This window comes from Flavobacterium sp. 270 (genome assembly GCF_004368785.1).
GTDB lineage: Bacteria > Bacteroidota > Bacteroidia > Flavobacteriales > Flavobacteriaceae > Flavobacterium.
In genome coordinates this window covers 238,744-255,726 of record NZ_SODM01000001.1, presented here as the reverse complement: position 1 = coordinate 255,726, position 16,983 = coordinate 238,744, and the positions used below count along the sequence as shown (strand labels likewise).

General features: G+C 33.7%; 13 protein-coding genes. 7 read left to right on the top strand and 6 right to left on the bottom strand.

Annotated elements, in window-relative coordinates; translation table 11 throughout:
- Positions 1 to 33 precede the first annotated feature (33 nt).
- A complete protein-coding gene (locus tag EV144_RS01155) occupies positions 34 to 3,129 on the bottom strand; it encodes an efflux RND transporter permease subunit (protein WP_134145360.1) in 3,096 nt (1,031 codons plus the stop codon).
- Positions 3,130 to 3,217: 88 nt separating this feature from the next.
- Positions 3,218 to 4,276, bottom strand: a complete 1,059-nt coding sequence (locus EV144_RS01150) for an efflux RND transporter periplasmic adaptor subunit (protein WP_134145358.1) — start codon at positions 4,274 to 4,276, stop codon at positions 3,218 to 3,220.
- 643 nt (positions 4,277 to 4,919) lie between these two features.
- Between EV144_RS01150 and EV144_RS01145 the strand changes: the two genes are divergently transcribed.
- The 3 genes from EV144_RS01145 (at position 4,920) to EV144_RS01135 (ending at position 7,239) form a co-directional block, all read left to right on the top strand.
- Entirely contained in the window at positions 4,920 to 5,519 is a 600-nt protein-coding gene (locus EV144_RS01145; RefSeq protein WP_134145356.1) for a TlpA family protein disulfide reductase, read from the top strand.
- Between the two features lie 29 nt (positions 5,520 to 5,548).
- Positions 5,549 to 6,403 (top strand): hypothetical protein, encoded by an 855-nt coding sequence (locus EV144_RS01140; RefSeq protein ID WP_134145354.1) that lies wholly within the window; start codon positions 5,549 to 5,551, stop codon positions 6,401 to 6,403.
- 233 nt (positions 6,404 to 6,636) lie between these two features.
- A complete protein-coding gene (locus EV144_RS01135) occupies positions 6,637 to 7,239 on the top strand; it encodes a PAS domain-containing protein (RefSeq protein WP_134145352.1) in 603 nt (200 codons plus the stop codon).
- Between the two features lie 77 nt (positions 7,240 to 7,316).
- On the opposite strand, the gene recG is transcribed toward EV144_RS01135, so the two are convergent.
- On the bottom strand, positions 7,317 to 9,425 hold the full coding sequence (gene recG / locus EV144_RS01130) for an ATP-dependent DNA helicase RecG (RefSeq protein WP_134145350.1): 2,109 nt from the start codon (positions 9,423 to 9,425) through the stop codon (positions 7,317 to 7,319).
- A gap of 366 nt (positions 9,426 to 9,791) precedes the next feature.
- Here recG and EV144_RS01125 point away from each other — a divergent pair, with 366 nt between their 5' ends.
- Complete coding sequence (locus EV144_RS01125) at positions 9,792 to 11,072, top strand: phosphatidylserine decarboxylase family protein (protein ID WP_134145348.1); 1,281 nt, start codon at positions 9,792 to 9,794, stop codon at positions 11,070 to 11,072.
- Positions 11,073 to 11,199: 127 nt separating this feature from the next.
- Positions 11,200 to 11,742 (top strand): DUF1697 domain-containing protein, encoded by a 543-nt coding sequence (locus EV144_RS01120; protein ID WP_134145346.1) that lies wholly within the window; start codon positions 11,200 to 11,202, stop codon positions 11,740 to 11,742.
- 4 nt (positions 11,743 to 11,746) lie between these two features.
- Here the strand turns inward: EV144_RS01120 and EV144_RS01115 are convergent, their stop codons facing one another.
- The 3 genes from EV144_RS01115 to EV144_RS01105 are packed head-to-tail and all read right to left on the bottom strand — an operon-like array spanning position 11,747 to position 13,721.
- Complete coding sequence (locus tag EV144_RS01115; protein WP_134145344.1) at positions 11,747 to 12,436, bottom strand: aspartyl/asparaginyl beta-hydroxylase domain-containing protein; 690 nt, start codon at positions 12,434 to 12,436, stop codon at positions 11,747 to 11,749.
- A 4-nt stretch (positions 12,437 to 12,440) separates the two neighbouring features.
- On the bottom strand, positions 12,441 to 12,947 hold the full coding sequence (locus EV144_RS01110) for a hypothetical protein (RefSeq protein WP_134145342.1): 507 nt from the start codon (positions 12,945 to 12,947) through the stop codon (positions 12,441 to 12,443).
- 30 nt (positions 12,948 to 12,977) lie between these two features.
- Positions 12,978 to 13,721 (bottom strand): diphthine--ammonia ligase, encoded by a 744-nt coding sequence (locus tag EV144_RS01105; protein ID WP_134145340.1) that lies wholly within the window; start codon positions 13,719 to 13,721, stop codon positions 12,978 to 12,980.
- A 129-nt stretch (positions 13,722 to 13,850) separates the two neighbouring features.
- Here EV144_RS01105 and EV144_RS01100 point away from each other — a divergent pair, with 129 nt between their 5' ends.
- On the top strand, positions 13,851 to 15,914 hold the full coding sequence (locus EV144_RS01100; RefSeq protein WP_134145338.1) for a M1 family metallopeptidase: 2,064 nt from the start codon (positions 13,851 to 13,853) through the stop codon (positions 15,912 to 15,914).
- Positions 15,915 to 16,069: 155 nt separating this feature from the next.
- On the top strand, positions 16,070 to 16,969 hold the full coding sequence (locus EV144_RS01095; protein WP_134145336.1) for a patatin family protein: 900 nt from the start codon (positions 16,070 to 16,072) through the stop codon (positions 16,967 to 16,969).
- Positions 16,970 to 16,983 lie beyond the last annotated feature (14 nt).

The window sequence follows — 16,983 nt, the reverse complement described above, 5'->3', positions numbered from 1 at the left end:
CGAATTAAAATTACTGAATTTCAGGCTAATAAATTATTTACTTTCTTTTTCGTATTCTTCGATATGGTCAAATTCCGGATAATGTTTTCTGGCTTTAGACCACATTAAATAAATTGCCGGAATTACAAAAAGAGTTAATGCTAAAGAGAAAATAGTTCCCCCAACAATTACAACTCCCATACCAATTCTACTGGTAGATGCTGCACCAAGCGACATTGCAATTGGTAAAGCTCCTAAAGCAATAGCCAAACTCGTCATTAAGATTGGACGTAAACGTGCCTCTGAAGCTTCTAAAATTGCTTCTAATTTCGGTTTACCCTGTTCTCGTAACTGATTCGCAAATTCTACGATCAAAATACCATTTTTAGTTACCAAACCAATAAGCATTACGGTTCCAATCTGGCTGAAAATATTCCAGGTTTGGTTGAATAACCATAATGAAAATAATGCTCCGGCAACTGCCATTGGAACAGTTAAAATGATAATTAACGGATCAATAAAACTTTCAAACTGAGCTGCAAGAATCAAGAATATTAATAATAAAGCCAATCCAAATGCGAAAGAAGTATTCGAGCTACTTTCCACAAAATCTCGTGATTCTCCACTTAAATCGGTTGTAAAACTTTCATCTAAAACTTTGGCTTTTATCTGATCCATAGCTTCGATACCGTCACTGATACTTTTTCCCGGTGCTAAACCTGCAGAAACTGTCGCAGACATATAACGGTTATTGTGGTACAATTGCGGCGGATTACTTTGTTCTTCGATATTTACAACGTTATCCATCTGAATCAATTCGCCTTTTTTGTTTTTTACAAACATCGAAGTTAAATCCAATGGTTTCGAACGGTCTTTTTGATCAAATTGCCCAATAACCTGATATTGTTTTCCATTTTTAATGAAATAACCAAAACGCTGTCCGCTTAAAGAAAGCTGTAAAGTCTGCGCAATATCAATAATAGAAATCCCTAAACTTTCGGCTTTTGCACGGTCAATACTTACGTTGATTTCGGGTTTATTAAATTTCAGATTCACATCGGTTGTAGAGAAAACATCACTTTTACCAACTTCATCCATAAATTGAGGAATTTTTTCTCTTAATTTCTCAAAATTCGGAGCCTGAATAATATATTGAATCGGCAATCCTCCACGTCGGTTTACAGAAATTGTAGGCTGCTGAATTACAGCAGTTTTTGCGTCTGGATATTTTTTAGTCCATTTTGATAATTTGTCGGCAATATCTTTTTGAGATCTCTTTCTTTCATCTGGTTCTTTTAATGAAAGTCTGATAAAACCAGAATTTGTTGCAGAACCTCCAGAACCTCCGGCAGTAATTACTAAACTTACTTTTTTCTCCGGAATAGAATCATCAACCAATTGTGATATTTCCTGCATAAAACGGTTCGTATAGTCGTAAGACGAACCTTCTGGCGTAGTCATACGCATGGTTACAGAACTACGATCATCATAAGGAGCTGTTTCTTTTGGAAGTATGGTAAAAAACAAATAAATCAATCCAAAACACGCAATCAAAATCGGGAAACTTATCCATTTTTTAGCCATAAAACCAGATAATGCCTCTGCATAACCGCTGTTTAATTTTTCAAAAAATGGTTCTGTTTTAACGTAGAATTTCGATTTTTTCTGTTCGCCGCCTTTCATTAAATAAGCGTTCAACATTGGTGTTAAAGTCAAGGATACAAAGGCAGAAATTAATACCGCTGCACCAATAACGACCCCAAATTCCCTAAAGAGTCGGCCTACGAATCCTTCTAAGAAAATTACAGGTAAGAATACCGCAGCCAAAGTCACAGAAATCGAGATTACAGCGTAGAAAATTTCATTAGAGCCTTTAATCGCAGCTTCGATTGGCGACATTCCTTCTTCAACTTTTTTGAAGATATTTTCGGTAACCACAATTCCGTCATCCACAACCAAGCCAGTTGCCAGAACGATCGCCAAAAGGGTTAATACATTTATCGAGAACCCGAAAAGCCACATGATAAAAAACGTAGCAATTAAAGATACCGGTATATCAATTAAAGGTCTAAACGCAATTGCCCAGTCTCTAAAAAATAAATAGATAATAATGATTACAAGAATAATCGAAATCCCTAAAGTTTCGGCAACTTCTAATACCGATTTTTTTACGAATTGGGTATTATCAAGAGCAATATTAAGTTTGATATCTTTAGGTAAATCCTTTTTTAAGGCGTCGTATTTTTTGTAAAATTCAGCAGAAATATCTAAATAATTCGCTCCCGGCATCGGTACAATTGCCAAACCGATCATAGGAAGTCCTGATGAAGTCAAAGAAGTTTCGATATTTTCAGGTCCTAATTCTGCACCTCCAACATCACTTAAACGAACAATTTTATCTCCGTCTGTACGAATGATAATATTGTTAAATTCTTCTGGTTTAGAAAGATTTCCGATTGTTTTTACCGTTAATTCGGTATTGTTTCCTGTCAATTTTCCAGACGGAAGTTCTACGTTTTGTGCGTTTAAAGCATCTCTAACATCAGAAACCGTACAATTGTAAGCATTTAATTTTATTGGATCAATCCACAAACGCATTGCGTAACGTTTTTGTCCCCAAATCTGAACACCGCTCACGCCCGGAATTGTCTCTAAACGCTGCGAAATAACATTTTCTGCATAATCACTTAATTCTAAAGAGCTTCTGGTGTCACTCTGAACCGTCATCGAAATAATAGATTCACTATCGGCATCGGCTTTAGAAACTACCGGCGGCGCATCAATGTCTTGCGGTAAACTTCTAACGGCCTGCGAAACTTTATCACGAACATCATTTGCAGCTTCTTCCAGATTTTTATCCAGATTAAACTCGATTGTAATACTGCTGCTTCCCTGGTTACTAGACGAAGTAATATTTCTAATTCCGTCGATAGCATTTACGGCTTTTTCTAACGGTTCTGTAATTTGTGATTCTATAATATCTGAATTGGCTCCAGTGTAATTGGTTCTAATAGAAACCTGCGCCGGGTCAATAGAAGGGAATTCTCGAACACCCAAAAACGTATAACCAATAAAACCGAATAAAATAATCAAAAGATTCAGTACAATGGTTAAAACAGGTCTTCTTATACTTGTAGTAGATAAACTCATATATTTTTGATTTTAGATTTATGATTTTAGATTTTAGATTTCGGATACTTCTACCTGAAATCTGAACTCTAAAATCTAAAATCTACAATTATTTAACTTTAACTTTTATTGGAGCCTCATTTTTTAATGACATTACACCGCTTGTTATTAAGGTGTCTCCGGCTTTTAATCCAGATAAAATCAAGATAGAAGCGTCTGTTCTTGTAGTAGCATCAACCATAACTTCTTTGGCTTTGCCCATATTGGCGATAAAAACTTTTTTACCGCTCTGAACTGGCACAATTGCTTGTGAAGGAACTACAATAGCATCCTGAATAATATTTAAAGGAAGTTGTACATCGGCAAAAGTTCCCGGGAAAAGTTTTCCGTCGGCATTGTCTGCAATGGCGCGAATTTGTAAAGTACGAGTCGCTACAGCAACTTCTGGCTCAATAGCGTATATTTTTGCAGTGTAAACTTTTGTAGATCCTGAAACATTAAATTGTATAAAAGTTCCGGATTTTACCTGAGATGCGTATTTTTCTGGAATTGAAAAAGTAATTTTTAGTTTTCCTGTATTAACCAATTTTGCCACAACAACAGTTGGTGTAATATAAGTTCCTGGCGAAATAGAGCGTAAACCAACTTTTCCTGAAAATGGCGCTCTTACAGAAGTTTTTGCAATCTGAGCAGTTATCAATTGGCTTTGGGCTTTCGCGGAAGCGTAATCTGCATTAGCAACATCAAATTCTTCCTGACTTATGGCTTCTTTCTGAAGCAGTAATTTGGCTCTTCTTTCGTTTTCGCCTGCTAAATTTTCTTTAGTCTGAGCTTGTCTAAGCTGTGCTCTTAATTCGATATCGTTAACTTTAAAAAGAACCTGACCTTTAGTTACGTTTGTACCTTCATTAAAATAAATCCCCTCAACAATTCCAGAAACTTCACTGTGAATTTCTATTTGTTCGTTTGCTTCAATAGAGCCTGATAAAGATAAATTATTATCAAAAGTGGATGTTTTTACAACAATTCCAGTTACAGTTGTTGGCGCGTCCTTATCTCCGGATTTTTTAGAATCATCGTTTTTACTTTTGTTAGAGACGACTCTGTAGGCAATAAATCCTCCAACTGCGATAATTAGAAGAGCGTAAATTAGGTTTTTTACTTTCATAAAATTAGGTAATGTATTTTGGGTATTGTGTTTTTAGTAAGTCTACAAAATTAACTTTTTGTATTGAATACTAAAGACGTTAGCGTTTATTTAACATTTGTATGTACAAATCTTTACATTGTGTTTAATCTGTTGTAAATCAATGTTTTATTTATTTTTGATAATGGATTTTTTGAAGTGAAAAGATTGATTTTGGATCATTTGTAAAGATTATTGGTATTTATAAAAATGTTAAAGTCTGTATCGTTAGATACAGGTTTTTAATAAAGGTTTAATTAGGAAGTGATTTTTTTTAATTTTTAATTAAAAATTAGAATGTAGAGACCGTTTTGAGTCACTTTCGTGTGTTTTTACGCACGTTTTTTTGCGCGAAAGTTAGCTCTAATTCCTATGAATTCTGACTTTAAATTTATTATTTGCATTTTGTCTGATTTTTTTTGCAGTTTATCGATTTTATTCGTAACATTGATAAGCTTAAACAAAATGAAAGTTTTTTTGTGAGAATAATAATGTTTTTGGTGGTTAAGCGTAAAAATATGTAGGTTTTTTATTTGTTTTTAAGTTAAAATTACGGGTTTAAAAAATAGATTAATTAACAATTGTTTAAATATGTTTTGCATCACACCCCAAAAACTACTTATTTATGGCGAAAAAATTACTCCTGGGTTTATGGTTTTCATTACTAGTTGCCGCAATTTCTGTTTTGTTCTGGCAGAACGAATTTAAATACAGCCTGCCAACACCAATTCCTAAAAATTATCATGACATTGCCATGGGTTCTAGAATCGATTTAGGGCCGTGCTGTGCTGCAGATAATAAACCAGTCTTTGTACATTTCTTTAATCCGGATTGTCCTTGTTCCCGATTTAATGTACCTCATGTAAGCGGCCTGATTAAAAAGTACGGAGATAAAATCAATTTTAAAATTGTTGTTTTAAACAAACAGAAAAATTTTACGATTGAAGAAATCCAGAAAAAATTTGATGCTAAAATTCCTGTCTATTTTGATGATGGAATTGCCAAAAAATGTGGAGTATTCTCAACGCCTCAGGCAGTTCTTATAGACGCTTCTCATAACTTATATTATCGAGGCAATTACAATAAAACCAGATATTGTACCAATGCCGACAGTAATTATGCTCAAATGGCAATAGATTCTTTACTCGACAAAACAAATGCCCCTTCATTTGATGCTTTGGCTCTAAGAGCCTACGGATGTTCATTACCAAAATGCACTAAATAAATCTAAACTAACCTAAATTACCTAAATCTATGAAAACAAAAGCCAGTTTGAATGAGCAAGATTACTTGCACAATTTTATGTCTACAATGACACAAAAATCAGATACAATTATTAATTATGTTCTTGTCGCTTATTTTCTTTTCGGAATTGCTTTGGCCTTTAAGTACGATACTTTTGAGATTGGAGTAGGCGTGGGTACTATAAATTTGCTGGCCTATTATTCGGCAAAATTTTTCCTTAAAAATTCCAAATTTTATCAGTACGTTTTATCGGTAATATTAGCTGTTTTTATGGCGCAGTATATTTATCAGATGCACGGTTTGTTCGAAATGCACTTTACCGTTTTTATTGCCAGTACAATTTTAATTATTTATCAAAACTGGAAACTTCAAATTCCGCTTACGCTTTTGGTAATCCTGCATCACGGAGGTTTAGCGTATTTACAAAACTACGTTTATAATGAAGCAGCAGGACCTCAAATTTATTTTTCGCAGGTAAATTTTGATGTCGAAACATTTCTCGTGCACGTTGTTTTGGCAGCCGTTGTATTTTTTATGAATGGTTATTGGGCTTATTATTTTAAAACGCACAGTCAGAATCATATTTCTAAAATTTCTGATGAATATGAATTGGAAAATATGAAGCTCGCTTCCGCGAAATACAGTTCAATGTCTGCAACCAAAGATTACAATGATTTTATTCATAGAACGACTTTAGACTTAAAACTGCCTGTAAATTCGGTTTTAAAACTTATTGATGTTTCTAAAGGGCATACAGACAATGATAAACTGCTTGCCTATCTGGAAATGATGAGAGAAAGTGCCAAAAAAATTGATGATTTGGTGAACGATATTCATGTGAAATCAACCAACAGCAGAAATTAAATATAGCTGTTATTATAAGCATATAGTTTAAGAACGTTAAATTTCACCATATAAGTTATATAAGTCAATATAAGCTTTGAGATAATGTTTTTAAATGAACTTATATCACTTATATGGTAAAAAAAATGTGTTTCTAATGATCTTAGAATTACAGTCGATAATTTAAAATAATACTTAAAAACAATTCATTTTATAGGAGATATAATTGAATATTAATTTTAAACGCAAAGTTTATGGACACCAGAACTACACGCCCAACTCCATCAGACAGAGAAGTTGATTGGAACAAAAACAAAGTATTATTGAGTAAAACAGATACAAAGGGGACAATTTTATATGCGAATGAAGATTTTATTGATGTTTCTGGATACGACGAATTTGAGTTGATTGGTCAGCCACACAATATTGTACGTCATCCGGAAATGCCAAAAGTGATTTTTAAGTTCTTGTGGGACAGTATAAAATCAAGTGAGAACATTCATGTGATCCTCAAAAATATGGCCAAAACTGGAAGATATTATTGGGTTGTAACCGATTTTAAAATCATAGCCGATACCGACGGCGAAATCGTAGGCTACTTCGGAACGAGAAAATCGGTTCCGGAAGAAATTATTACCAAATTTATCGAACCTTTATATAGAAAACTGCTTCAAATAGAAGAAGCAAGCGGTATAAACGCTTCCGAAGAATATTTGGTTGGCTTTCTGGAAGAACGCAAGAAAACCTACATGGAATACATCGATCATCTTATAGCAACAGGAAAAGACGATAAAAATAAAATAAGTAAAGGATTTTTGAGTGGTATTTTTGAAAAGAAAAATCCACCAAAAAAGTGATTTTTAAGGTTCTAAGGTGCTAAGGTTCTAAGGAGCTAAAAAGCTTAGAAGCTTAGCAGCTTAGAACCTTAGCACCTTTAAGAAATATAATTCCAAATATTTTTCTTCTTCGTAAGTTCTATAAAAACCGCTTTTAAAATTGCGTGTTCCGGTTTTTGGAGTGGAGCATCTTCTTTCAAAATTTTCATAGCGTAGTTTCTTGCCAGAGATAAAATATCACGATCGCGAACAATATCAGCAATTTGCAGGTTAAGAACACCACTTTGCTGTGTTCCCATAAGATCGCCAGGACCGCGGAGTTTAAGATCGACTTCGGCAATTTCAAAACCGTCGTTCGTTCCTACCATCGTTTCCATTCGGGTTTTACTGTCGGGACTTAATTTATGGCTTGTCATTAAAATACAATAACTCTGTTCGGCGCCGCGACCAACGCGTCCGCGTAATTGATGTAATTGCGATAAACCAAAACGTTCTGCACTTTCGATAATCATAACACTTGCATTTGGCACATTTACACCAACCTCAATAACCGTTGTAGCCACCATAATATTGGTTTTGCCTTCAGAAAAACGTTTCATTTCAGAATCTTTTTCTGCCGGTTTCATTTTTCCATGTAAAATCGAAATCGAATATTGAGGCAAAGGAAAATCACGAGAAATGCTTTCGTAACCGTCCATAAGATCTTTATAATCCATTTTTTCAGATTCCTGAATCAAAGGATAAACAATATAAATTTGTCTTCCTAAAGCAATTTCGTCACGCAGAAACTTCCAGACTTTCAAACGATTCGAGTCGAAACGATGTACAGTTTGAATCGGTTTTCTTCCCGGCGGTAATTCATCAATAACCGAAATATCCAAATCGCCATACAAACTCATCGCCAAAGTTCGCGGAATTGGCGTTGCCGTCATAACCAAAACGTGAGGTGGAATTTCGTTTTTCTTCCATAATTTAGAACGTTGTTCAACTCCAAAACGGTGCTGTTCATCAATTACAGCCAAACCTAAATTCTGAAACTTAACTTTGTCTTCTAATAAAGCATGCGTACCAATTAGAATATGTAAACTTCCGTTTTCCAGCTCTTCGTGAAGAATTTTGCGCGCCGCAGTTTTGGTAGAACCCGTTAGTATTTTGATATTAAGATTTAAAGTTTGAGCCAATTCTGATAAACCAATAAAATGCTGATTGGCAAGAATTTCTGTCGGCGCCATCAAACAAGCCTGAAAACCATTGTCTATCGCCAAAAGCATACTCATAAAAGCCACAATCGTTTTTCCCGAACCTACATCTCCCTGCAGTAAACGGTTCATTTGGGCATTGCTGCCCATGTCTGAACGAATTTCTTTTATTACTCTTTTTTGGGCATTTGTTAAGCTAAATGGCAGATGATTTTGGTAAAATTCATTAAAAAATTCCCCTACTTTAGAAAATGGATGCCCTTTTATTTTATGCTTTCGAATTAAATTTTTGGTGATTAATTGTAATTGGATAAAGAACAATTCTTCAAATTTTAATCGGAATTGCGCTTTCGCTAAAATCTCAGTACTTTTCGGAAAATGGATATTGAATAAAGCTGCTTTTTTTGAAATTAACTTCAATTCTTCAACCAAATAGGCAGGAAAAGTTTCTGTAAATAAATTTTGTGTTTCAATAAACAATTGCTCCATCAATTTATTAATCGTTCGGTTTGAAATACCGCGGTTCATCAACGTTTCTGTAGAAGGATAAACGGGCTGCATTGCAGAACGAAGGCTTCTTTCATGCTCGCTCAACAATTCAATTTCGGGATGCGCCATACTAAACTGGCTGCCGTACAACGAACATTTTCCAAAAATCACACAAGCTTCATTCAATTTTAAACTTTCGCGAATCCATTTATGACCTTGAAACCAATTTAAATCAATCTGTCCTGTATCATCCACAAAAGTGGCAACCAAACGTTTTTTGTTTTTCGCAAATTCAACGGTTTTTATATTGATTATTTTTCCAATAATCTGAACCTCAGAACCCGTATTTTGAAGTTCGTTTATCTTATAATAACGCGTTCTGTCTATATATCTATTCGGAAAAAAATTAACCAAATCTTCGTATTTATGAATTCCCAATTCCTTACGAAGCAATTGACCACGACTTGGGCCAACACCTTTAAGGTATTCAATAGGAGTTTCTAGGAGATTATTGGACATTTTTTGAATTTTAGATTTTAGATTTTAGATTGTTGATTTTTGAAATTGATATTGCTATTGCTATTGAAATCGATTATTTGGATTGCGAAGATAACTCTTTGCTGGTAATTTTTAAAATGTAATATTTTTAGAGTATTAGTGCGTTTTTTTGTTTTTAAAATGAAAATAATTTGAATGTTTTTTTGTGTTCATTATTGTTTTTGGCAGGTATAAATACCTGATTTTTAAAAATTTAACTGTAAAAATTTCCTTATAATTTTGATCACTTGTATCTTTGTTTTTATAAGATTTTAGCTAAAAAAAAATAAACCTCTTTTTGCCCCAAAAAACTCAAAACATTTTAAATCTAACATTAAATCTTTAATTATGGAAACAACCCAATTTACCGAAACAGTTGAAAATAATGGAATTGAAACTCCATTTAGAGTTGGAAGCTGGCTGCCTTCTGATCAAAAAATCCTTCAAGACTGGATGAATAATTTGATTGAAGTGACAGATAAAAAACAAATGGCTTTACTGCCGGTTATTGAAGACCTGAAAGCTTTTATCGAAAATGATCCTGAGGCTTTTATGTATTTTAATCTGATGTTTAGTCAAGTGCCGAAGAAATACAGAAAAGACCCAAGCGGACACAGACAGGTTCGTGATTATCATCATATGCTGCAGTTATTCAATACGATAATGACTCATGCGCCTGAATTTAATACCACTGGAGTTGTTGGTTTTCCGATAAATGCCATTTTAGATTGGTCAATGGGAACCGAAGCCGGTTATGCTGCTTTTCTTAGCGAAAAAGTAAATAAACAATTAAAAAAGATGCTAAACGAATGGGCAATTTTTCTTAAATCTGCAGATTCGCGCGCTGTTTTAAACAAAGATCCAAAAAGTGGCTGGTTAGGAAGAGATGCCATGAAAGCAATGCCTAATTTTGATACCGAATTTATTTGTCAGCCAGATCAGGAATATCACGGTTTTACTTCTTGGGATAACTTTTTCACACGCGAATTTAGACCAGGGCAACGTCCGCTGGCAAGTCCAAACGATGACAATGTAATTACAAATGCCTGCGAATCTGCTCCATACAGAATTGCAAAAAATGTACAGCTTAGAGATCGATTTTGGATAAAAGCACAGCCTTATTCTCTGGAACACATGATGGCTGGAGATCCTTTTACTGAAAAATTTGTTGGCGGTACGATTTATCAGGCCTTTTTGAGCGCTTTGAGTTATCACCGCTGGCACAGCCCGATAAGCGGCACCATTGTAAAAGCTTATACGGTTGATGGAACATATTATGCAGAAGCCATTTCTGAAGGTTATGATGATGCGGGACCAAACGATTCACAAGGATACATTACCGAATTGGCGGCGAGAGCGATTATTTACATTCAGGCAGATAATCCGAAAATTGGTTTAATGTGCTTTATGCCAGTTGGAATGGCAGAAGTTTCGTCTTGTGATATTACGGTTTACGAAGGTCAGCACGTAAAAAAAGGCGATCAATTGGGAATGTTCCACTTTGGAGGTTCTACACATTGTTTGTTTTTTGGACCACAAGTAAAACTTGAATTTGATATGCACGGGCAAAAACCTGGACTTAATTCTAGTAATATTCCTTTAAAATCTAAAATTGCGACGGTATTGTAAATTTATTAATTGCAGTTCCACTATTAAACTCTGTCTTGAATTGAAGGCAGAGTTTTTTATTTTTAATAGAAATTTATTTTTGAAACGTTAATTTAGAAAATAATATCTTTGAATAAAATTTTTAAAAATGACAACACATTTAGCACTTTTACGCGGCATCAACGTTTCTGGACACAATATGATGAAAATGGAAGCATTAAAAACAATGCTGGAAAATATTGGTTTTACAAACGTTAGAACTTATCTGCAGTCTGGAAATGTGTTTGTTGATACTGAAGAAGAAAGCGCATCAAAAGTAGGATTTATGATCAAACAGGAAATTTTTAAAGTTTTTGGTCATGAAGTTCCTGTAATTGTCATTACAAAAGAAGACTTGGAATTGTGTTTTAAAAATAATCCTTATTTAAAAGAAAAAGATATTGATACCAAAAAGTTGTATGTAGCTTTTATTTCTATAGCTTTAAAAAGCGAAAGTATAAACGATCTAAAAATCAGTCAGGTTAAGCCAGATGAAGCCACTATTGACGGAAACAGGATTTTTATTAAATACGCTGTAGGGGCAGGAAAAACAAGATTGGAAGGAAAATATATTGAGAAAAAATTAAACGTTTCTGCCACAATTAGAAACTGGAATACGGTAACCAATTTATTGAAAATGTACGAAGAATAAATATTTATTCTAAATTTTTAAGAATTTCCTGAGCTACAGTTGTATCCATACGTTTAAGTTCGGCAATCATTAATTCTTTCTGTTCTTCGCTCATTTTTGCTTTTGGTTTTAAAAACCGATTTTCGGCAGCTTCTTTAAAAAATAAGGCATCGCTCCAATCATTTCTAATACCATCAATAACAAGATGTATTCGGTCCTGTTTTCCTCTATTAGCAACGGAGTGTATGAAATTAGCGTCGATGTACCAGCATTCGCCTTCATTCATTATCAAACGCTTATCATCTAAAATAAACTCAACATCGGGATTCGTAATTATCGGGATATGCAATCGAAACGAACCGTCTTCATACCCCAGACAATGATCAGAATGTGGTTTGATTTCGGCGCCAACTGCCAATTGTAATAATCTTACAGCAGTTTTTTCGAAAAGAAAACCATCCAAAACTTCTTTAAAATAAGTGCAGGAATCTAAAATTTCAGTATCCATCATTTTATCATCATCGGAAGGAAGTGCATAAATAGAATCTGATTTTCCATCTTTAGACATCAGCGCAACAGAAGTCCATTTGCCGCTGTAACCATTGGTATTATAATGGTCAATCCAGTTTTTATTAATTATCTTGGCAAGATCACTTTTAAGTTTATCAGTATCAAAAGCAATCGAAAATTTAATATAACGCACTAGTTCATCCATAATATTAGTCTCTTATCCATTTTTGCATTACAGGAAATGCTTCTTTTTGTTCTTTTAAGGCGCGTTCTTTTGATAATGTAAGTCCAATCCATTCCAAAAAAGGCAGTCCGATATAACATTCGCTGCTAAAATTAGAAATCAGCCAATCTGCTTCATTCTTATAACCATCAGGATGAAATACAAATTCCAGAGGTAAATTCAAATGTTTTGCAACGGCAAAAGACCAAAGTATTGCACCCATTTCTTCTCCCGCTGTCGGCCATTCTTCTTCAATTTTACCAGTTCCCGCCAAACTTCTGTTTAAACTTGTGGTAACTGCCAAATGTCCGGCTTCATGCAGAATATCTCCAGGATATAATAATTTTTCAAAATCGATATAAATACAATTTGGGCCTAAATCCAGACCTGGCAGAAAACTTGTTTCTAATTCTTTTTCAATAACTTGAATGCCAATTTCGTCAAGGAAAGATAGAACTTTTTTTACTTCTAGACATTGCTTTTGTGCAATCATAATCAAATAATTTTATTTAATTATTAGTTTTTATTTACCAATCAAATCACAATACCAAAAACCAAAATCAAAAGCATCCGAGGCGCTTGTGTCGCAGGCAGTATTTGATGAAGTATCGGTTTTTGGTTTTTCATATTTACGATAAACAATTTCACCAATCTCAAAATCAATAGGTTCAGAAAAAATCGGCCCATCAAAAGTAAAGGTATGAAATTCTCCGTTTTCACCGCATACATCAACGTTTTCAGGTAAATCATTTATAAAATCCTGATCGATAACACGGCCAACAAAACTTTTATCTAAATAACGTTCGCTTACACAAACCACAATGGTTTTAAATCCTAATTGTATAAACTCCTGAATTAGTTCTTTTGTTGGGATTTTCCAGATTGGAAAAATACCTTTAAAGCCAATTTTTGTCAATTGATCTTCGCGGTATTTTCGCAAATCTTCCAAAAAAATATCACCAAAAACAGAATGTGTAATGCCGTCGTTTTTTAATTCGTTTAAAGTTTCTGTCATTACATTTTCATAAACTTCCATAGTTGGCATTTCCGGGACCTGCATAATTTTTAAAGGTAAAGCCAAACTTTTAGCCTGTGCTTCAAGTAATTGAACTCGAACGCCATGCATAGAAATACGCTGGTATTTTTCGTTGACACTTGTCAATAAGCATTCAATTTTATAATCAGGATTTTGCAGGATTTTATATAAAGCAAGTGCAGAATCTTTGCCACTGCTCCAGTTGAATAAGGCTTTTATTGGTGTTGACACAATTTTAGATTTTTATATAGTAAACATACAAAAATCCTTCGATTTGTTGATCAAACCTTTGTAACTTTGGAGATATTATGCGCCGAAAAATGACGTTTAATAACGATGTCAAAAAACAAAACATTAATAATGAAATATATTCTTCTCTTTATTACCACTTTTGCTTTTGCCCAACAAACCCAATTTGTTGATTTTAAATCTGTTTCTGCACAATTATCATTAAACGCTAAAGAAAAAACAGTTTCTGGTGCTGTAGATTACGATTTTGAAGTATTACAGCCAATTGATACGATTAAAATTGATGCTAAAAACATGGAATTCACGAAAGTGAAAATTGATGGCAAAGAAGCAGTTTTTGTAAACACAGGCAAGCAATTGCAAATCATTAATAATTTTGGAAAAGGCAAAAAGCATTTAACTTTTGATTATTCTGTAAAGCCAAAACAAGCTTTGTATTTTGTTGATATTGAGAATTCTGAAGTGCAAATCTGGACACAAGGGCAGGGAAGATATACCAGCAATTGGTTTCCGAGTTTTGATGACGTAAACGAAAAAGTAATTTTTAATTTAGGGATATCTTATGACAGAGGTTATCAAGTAGTTTCAAACGGAATTTTAAAAGAAAAAACTAAAATTGGTGATTTATTTCATTGGCAGTATCAAATGGAAAAACCAATGAGTTCTTATTTATTAATGCTTGCCGTTGGTAAATATGATAAAAAAGAATTAAAGTCAAAATCGAATATTCCGTTAGAATATTATCTGGAAAACAAAGATTTGGCTCGTTTTGAACCAACATATCGTTATTCGAAACGCATTTTTGATTTTTTAGAAAAAGAAATTGGAGTTAAATATCCTTGGGAAATTTACAGAGAAATTCCCGTTCGTGACTTTTTGTATGCCGGAATGGAAAATACAACATCTACACTTTTTGCAACACGATATGTCGTTGATTCAATTGGTTTTACGGATAGAAATTACACTAATGTAGACGCTCACGAATTGGCTCACCATTGGTTTGGTGATTTAATTACAGCCGAAAGCAGTACACATCATTGGCTTCAGGAAGGTTTTGCAACTTATTTTGCACTTCTTGCAGAGCGGGATATTTATGGAGATGATTATTTTTATTCCAAATTATATGATACGGCGCAGCAGATAAAATTTGCTTCAAGAACAGATACGATTCCTGTTTTAAATGCCAAAGCAAGTTCGCTTACTTTTTACGAAAAAGGCGCTTGGACATTGTTTGTTTTGCACGAATCTATCGGCGATAAAGCGTTTAAAAAAGCAATAAAAAGCTACCTCAAAAAATACGCTTATCAAACAGTAAACACTGCCGATTTTTTTAGCGAAATAAAAAAAGTATCTGATTTTGATTTGGAAAAATTCCAGAAAACATGGTTAGAATCTACCGCTTTTGATACACCGACAGCAAATGCTTTGTTGAGTAAAAACAAAACAATTCAGCTTAGATTAGAAGTTGATAAATTGAAAAAAACATCTTTGGCGGATAAAAAAGATTTCTTTAGTAAGACTTTAAATTCTGATGTTTTTTATGCTGCAAAAGAAGCAATTGTTGATCAATTAGAAAATGAAAAATACGAAGCAAAAAAAGATTTACTGCTTTTGGCAATGCATACCAATAATGTTCAGGTTCGTCAAACCGTTGCCGAAACTCTGACCAAAATTCCAGAAGATTTTCGAATGGAATATGAAACGCTGTTGGATGATAAATCCTATCAGACACAAGAAGTTGCATTATATTGGTTGTGGAGAAATTTTCCAGATCATCGCACAGAATATTTAAATAAATCAAAAAACTGGATTGGTTTTAACGATTATAATCTTCGTACTTTATGGCTTTCTTTAGCGTTGTCAACTCCAAATTATACGGATAATCCAGAAGGTTTAATTGCTGAATTGATTGCTTTTTCTTCCAGTAAATATGAAGCTGGAACGCGACAAAATGCACTGGAAAAATTAATTGCTTTTAAAATTATAAACGATCAGGTTCTAACGAATTTAGCTAGTTCGACAACGCATCATATGTGGCAGTTTTCTAAGTTCGGAAGAGATACAATTCGAATTTTATTAAAAAATCCTGAAATGCGTGCATCGTTTGAAAGAATTTTGACTAATTTGACACCCGATGAGCAGTTTCAATTGAATCGTTTGTTGAAAGAAGTTTAGAGTTTAATTTTACAATATACAATATAGAATATAGAATATAGAATATAGAATATAGAATATAGAATATAGAATATAGATTTGGTCTATTATCTATTTTCTTTACTCTATTTTCTTTTCAGCCCCAAAAACAAAAAAATAATACCTAGATTAAATTTATGAGAGCATTGGTTATTTCTGGCGGCGGCAGTAAAGGCGCTTTTGCTGGTGGTGTTGCACAGTATTTAATAGAAGAAAAAAATCATGAATATGGTTTATTTTTAGGAACTTCGACAGGAAGCCTTCTAATTCCGCATTTGGCTTTAGGGCATATCAAAAAAATTCACTCCGTTTACACCAATGTTACGATGGCCAGTATTTTTAATATCTGCCCTTTTGTAGTTAAAAATAAAGATGGAGTAGATATCGTAACCATTAATCATTTTAATGTACTGCGCCAGTTTTTGAAAGGGAAAAGAACTTTTGGCGAAAGCAAAGGACTTAAAAAATACATTAGGAATAATTTTTCGTTATCCGATTTTAATAAATTAAAGAAACTGGATAATGATGTTGTGATTACCGTAACCAATTTTACTAAAAATGAATCAGAATATAAATCTGTAAAAGATTGTACTTATGAGGAATTCTGTGATTGGTCATGGATTTCCAGTAATTATGTTCCGTTTATGAGTTTGGTCGAAAAAAATAATTATGAATATGGTGATGGAGGATTTTCAAGTTTAGTTCCTATTCGCGAAGCCATCAACCGCGGCGCAACAGAAATTGATGTAATTATACTTGAAACTGAGGTGAATATGGATAAAATGGTTATTGGTAAAAACCCATTTTCACTAATGATTGATTTGTTTCGAATTGCCTTAGATCAAGTTGAAAAACATGACATTGCTATAGGAAAACTTATGGCAAACAATAAAAATGTCAAGCTTAACTTATATTATACTCCGACAAAACTTACTGATAATGCGCTGATTTTTAATAAAGAAGTGATGAAAGATTGGTGGGAACAAGGTTACGAATATGCTCAGAATAAGTCTGAAGTTATGAGTGACAATAGATGATTTTAGAATGTAGA

Coding starts and splice junctions, on each gene's coding strand:
- EV144_RS01140 (WP_134145354.1), top strand. CDS start 5,549: ATGAAAACAAAAGCCAGTTTGAATGAGCAAGATTACTTGCACAATTTT.
- EV144_RS01125 (WP_134145348.1), top strand. CDS start 9,792: ATGGAAACAACCCAATTTACCGAAACAGTTGAAAATAATGGAATTGAA.
- EV144_RS01155 (WP_134145360.1), bottom strand. CDS start 3,129: ATGAGTTTATCTACTACAAGTATAAGAAGACCTGTTTTAACCATTGTA.
- EV144_RS01100 (WP_134145338.1), top strand. CDS start 13,851: ATGAAATATATTCTTCTCTTTATTACCACTTTTGCTTTTGCCCAACAA.
- EV144_RS01110 (WP_134145342.1), bottom strand. CDS start 12,947: ATGATTGCACAAAAGCAATGTCTAGAAGTAAAAAAAGTTCTATCTTTC.
- EV144_RS01145 (WP_134145356.1), top strand. CDS start 4,920: ATGGCGAAAAAATTACTCCTGGGTTTATGGTTTTCATTACTAGTTGCC.
- EV144_RS01135 (WP_134145352.1), top strand. CDS start 6,637: ATGGACACCAGAACTACACGCCCAACTCCATCAGACAGAGAAGTTGAT.
- EV144_RS01095 (WP_134145336.1), top strand. CDS start 16,070: ATGAGAGCATTGGTTATTTCTGGCGGCGGCAGTAAAGGCGCTTTTGCT.
- recG (WP_134145350.1), bottom strand. CDS start 9,425: ATGTCCAATAATCTCCTAGAAACTCCTATTGAATACCTTAAAGGTGTT.
- EV144_RS01120 (WP_134145346.1), top strand. CDS start 11,200: ATGACAACACATTTAGCACTTTTACGCGGCATCAACGTTTCTGGACAC.
- EV144_RS01115 (WP_134145344.1), bottom strand. CDS start 12,436: ATGGATGAACTAGTGCGTTATATTAAATTTTCGATTGCTTTTGATACT.
- EV144_RS01150 (WP_134145358.1), bottom strand. CDS start 4,276: ATGAAAGTAAAAAACCTAATTTACGCTCTTCTAATTATCGCAGTTGGA.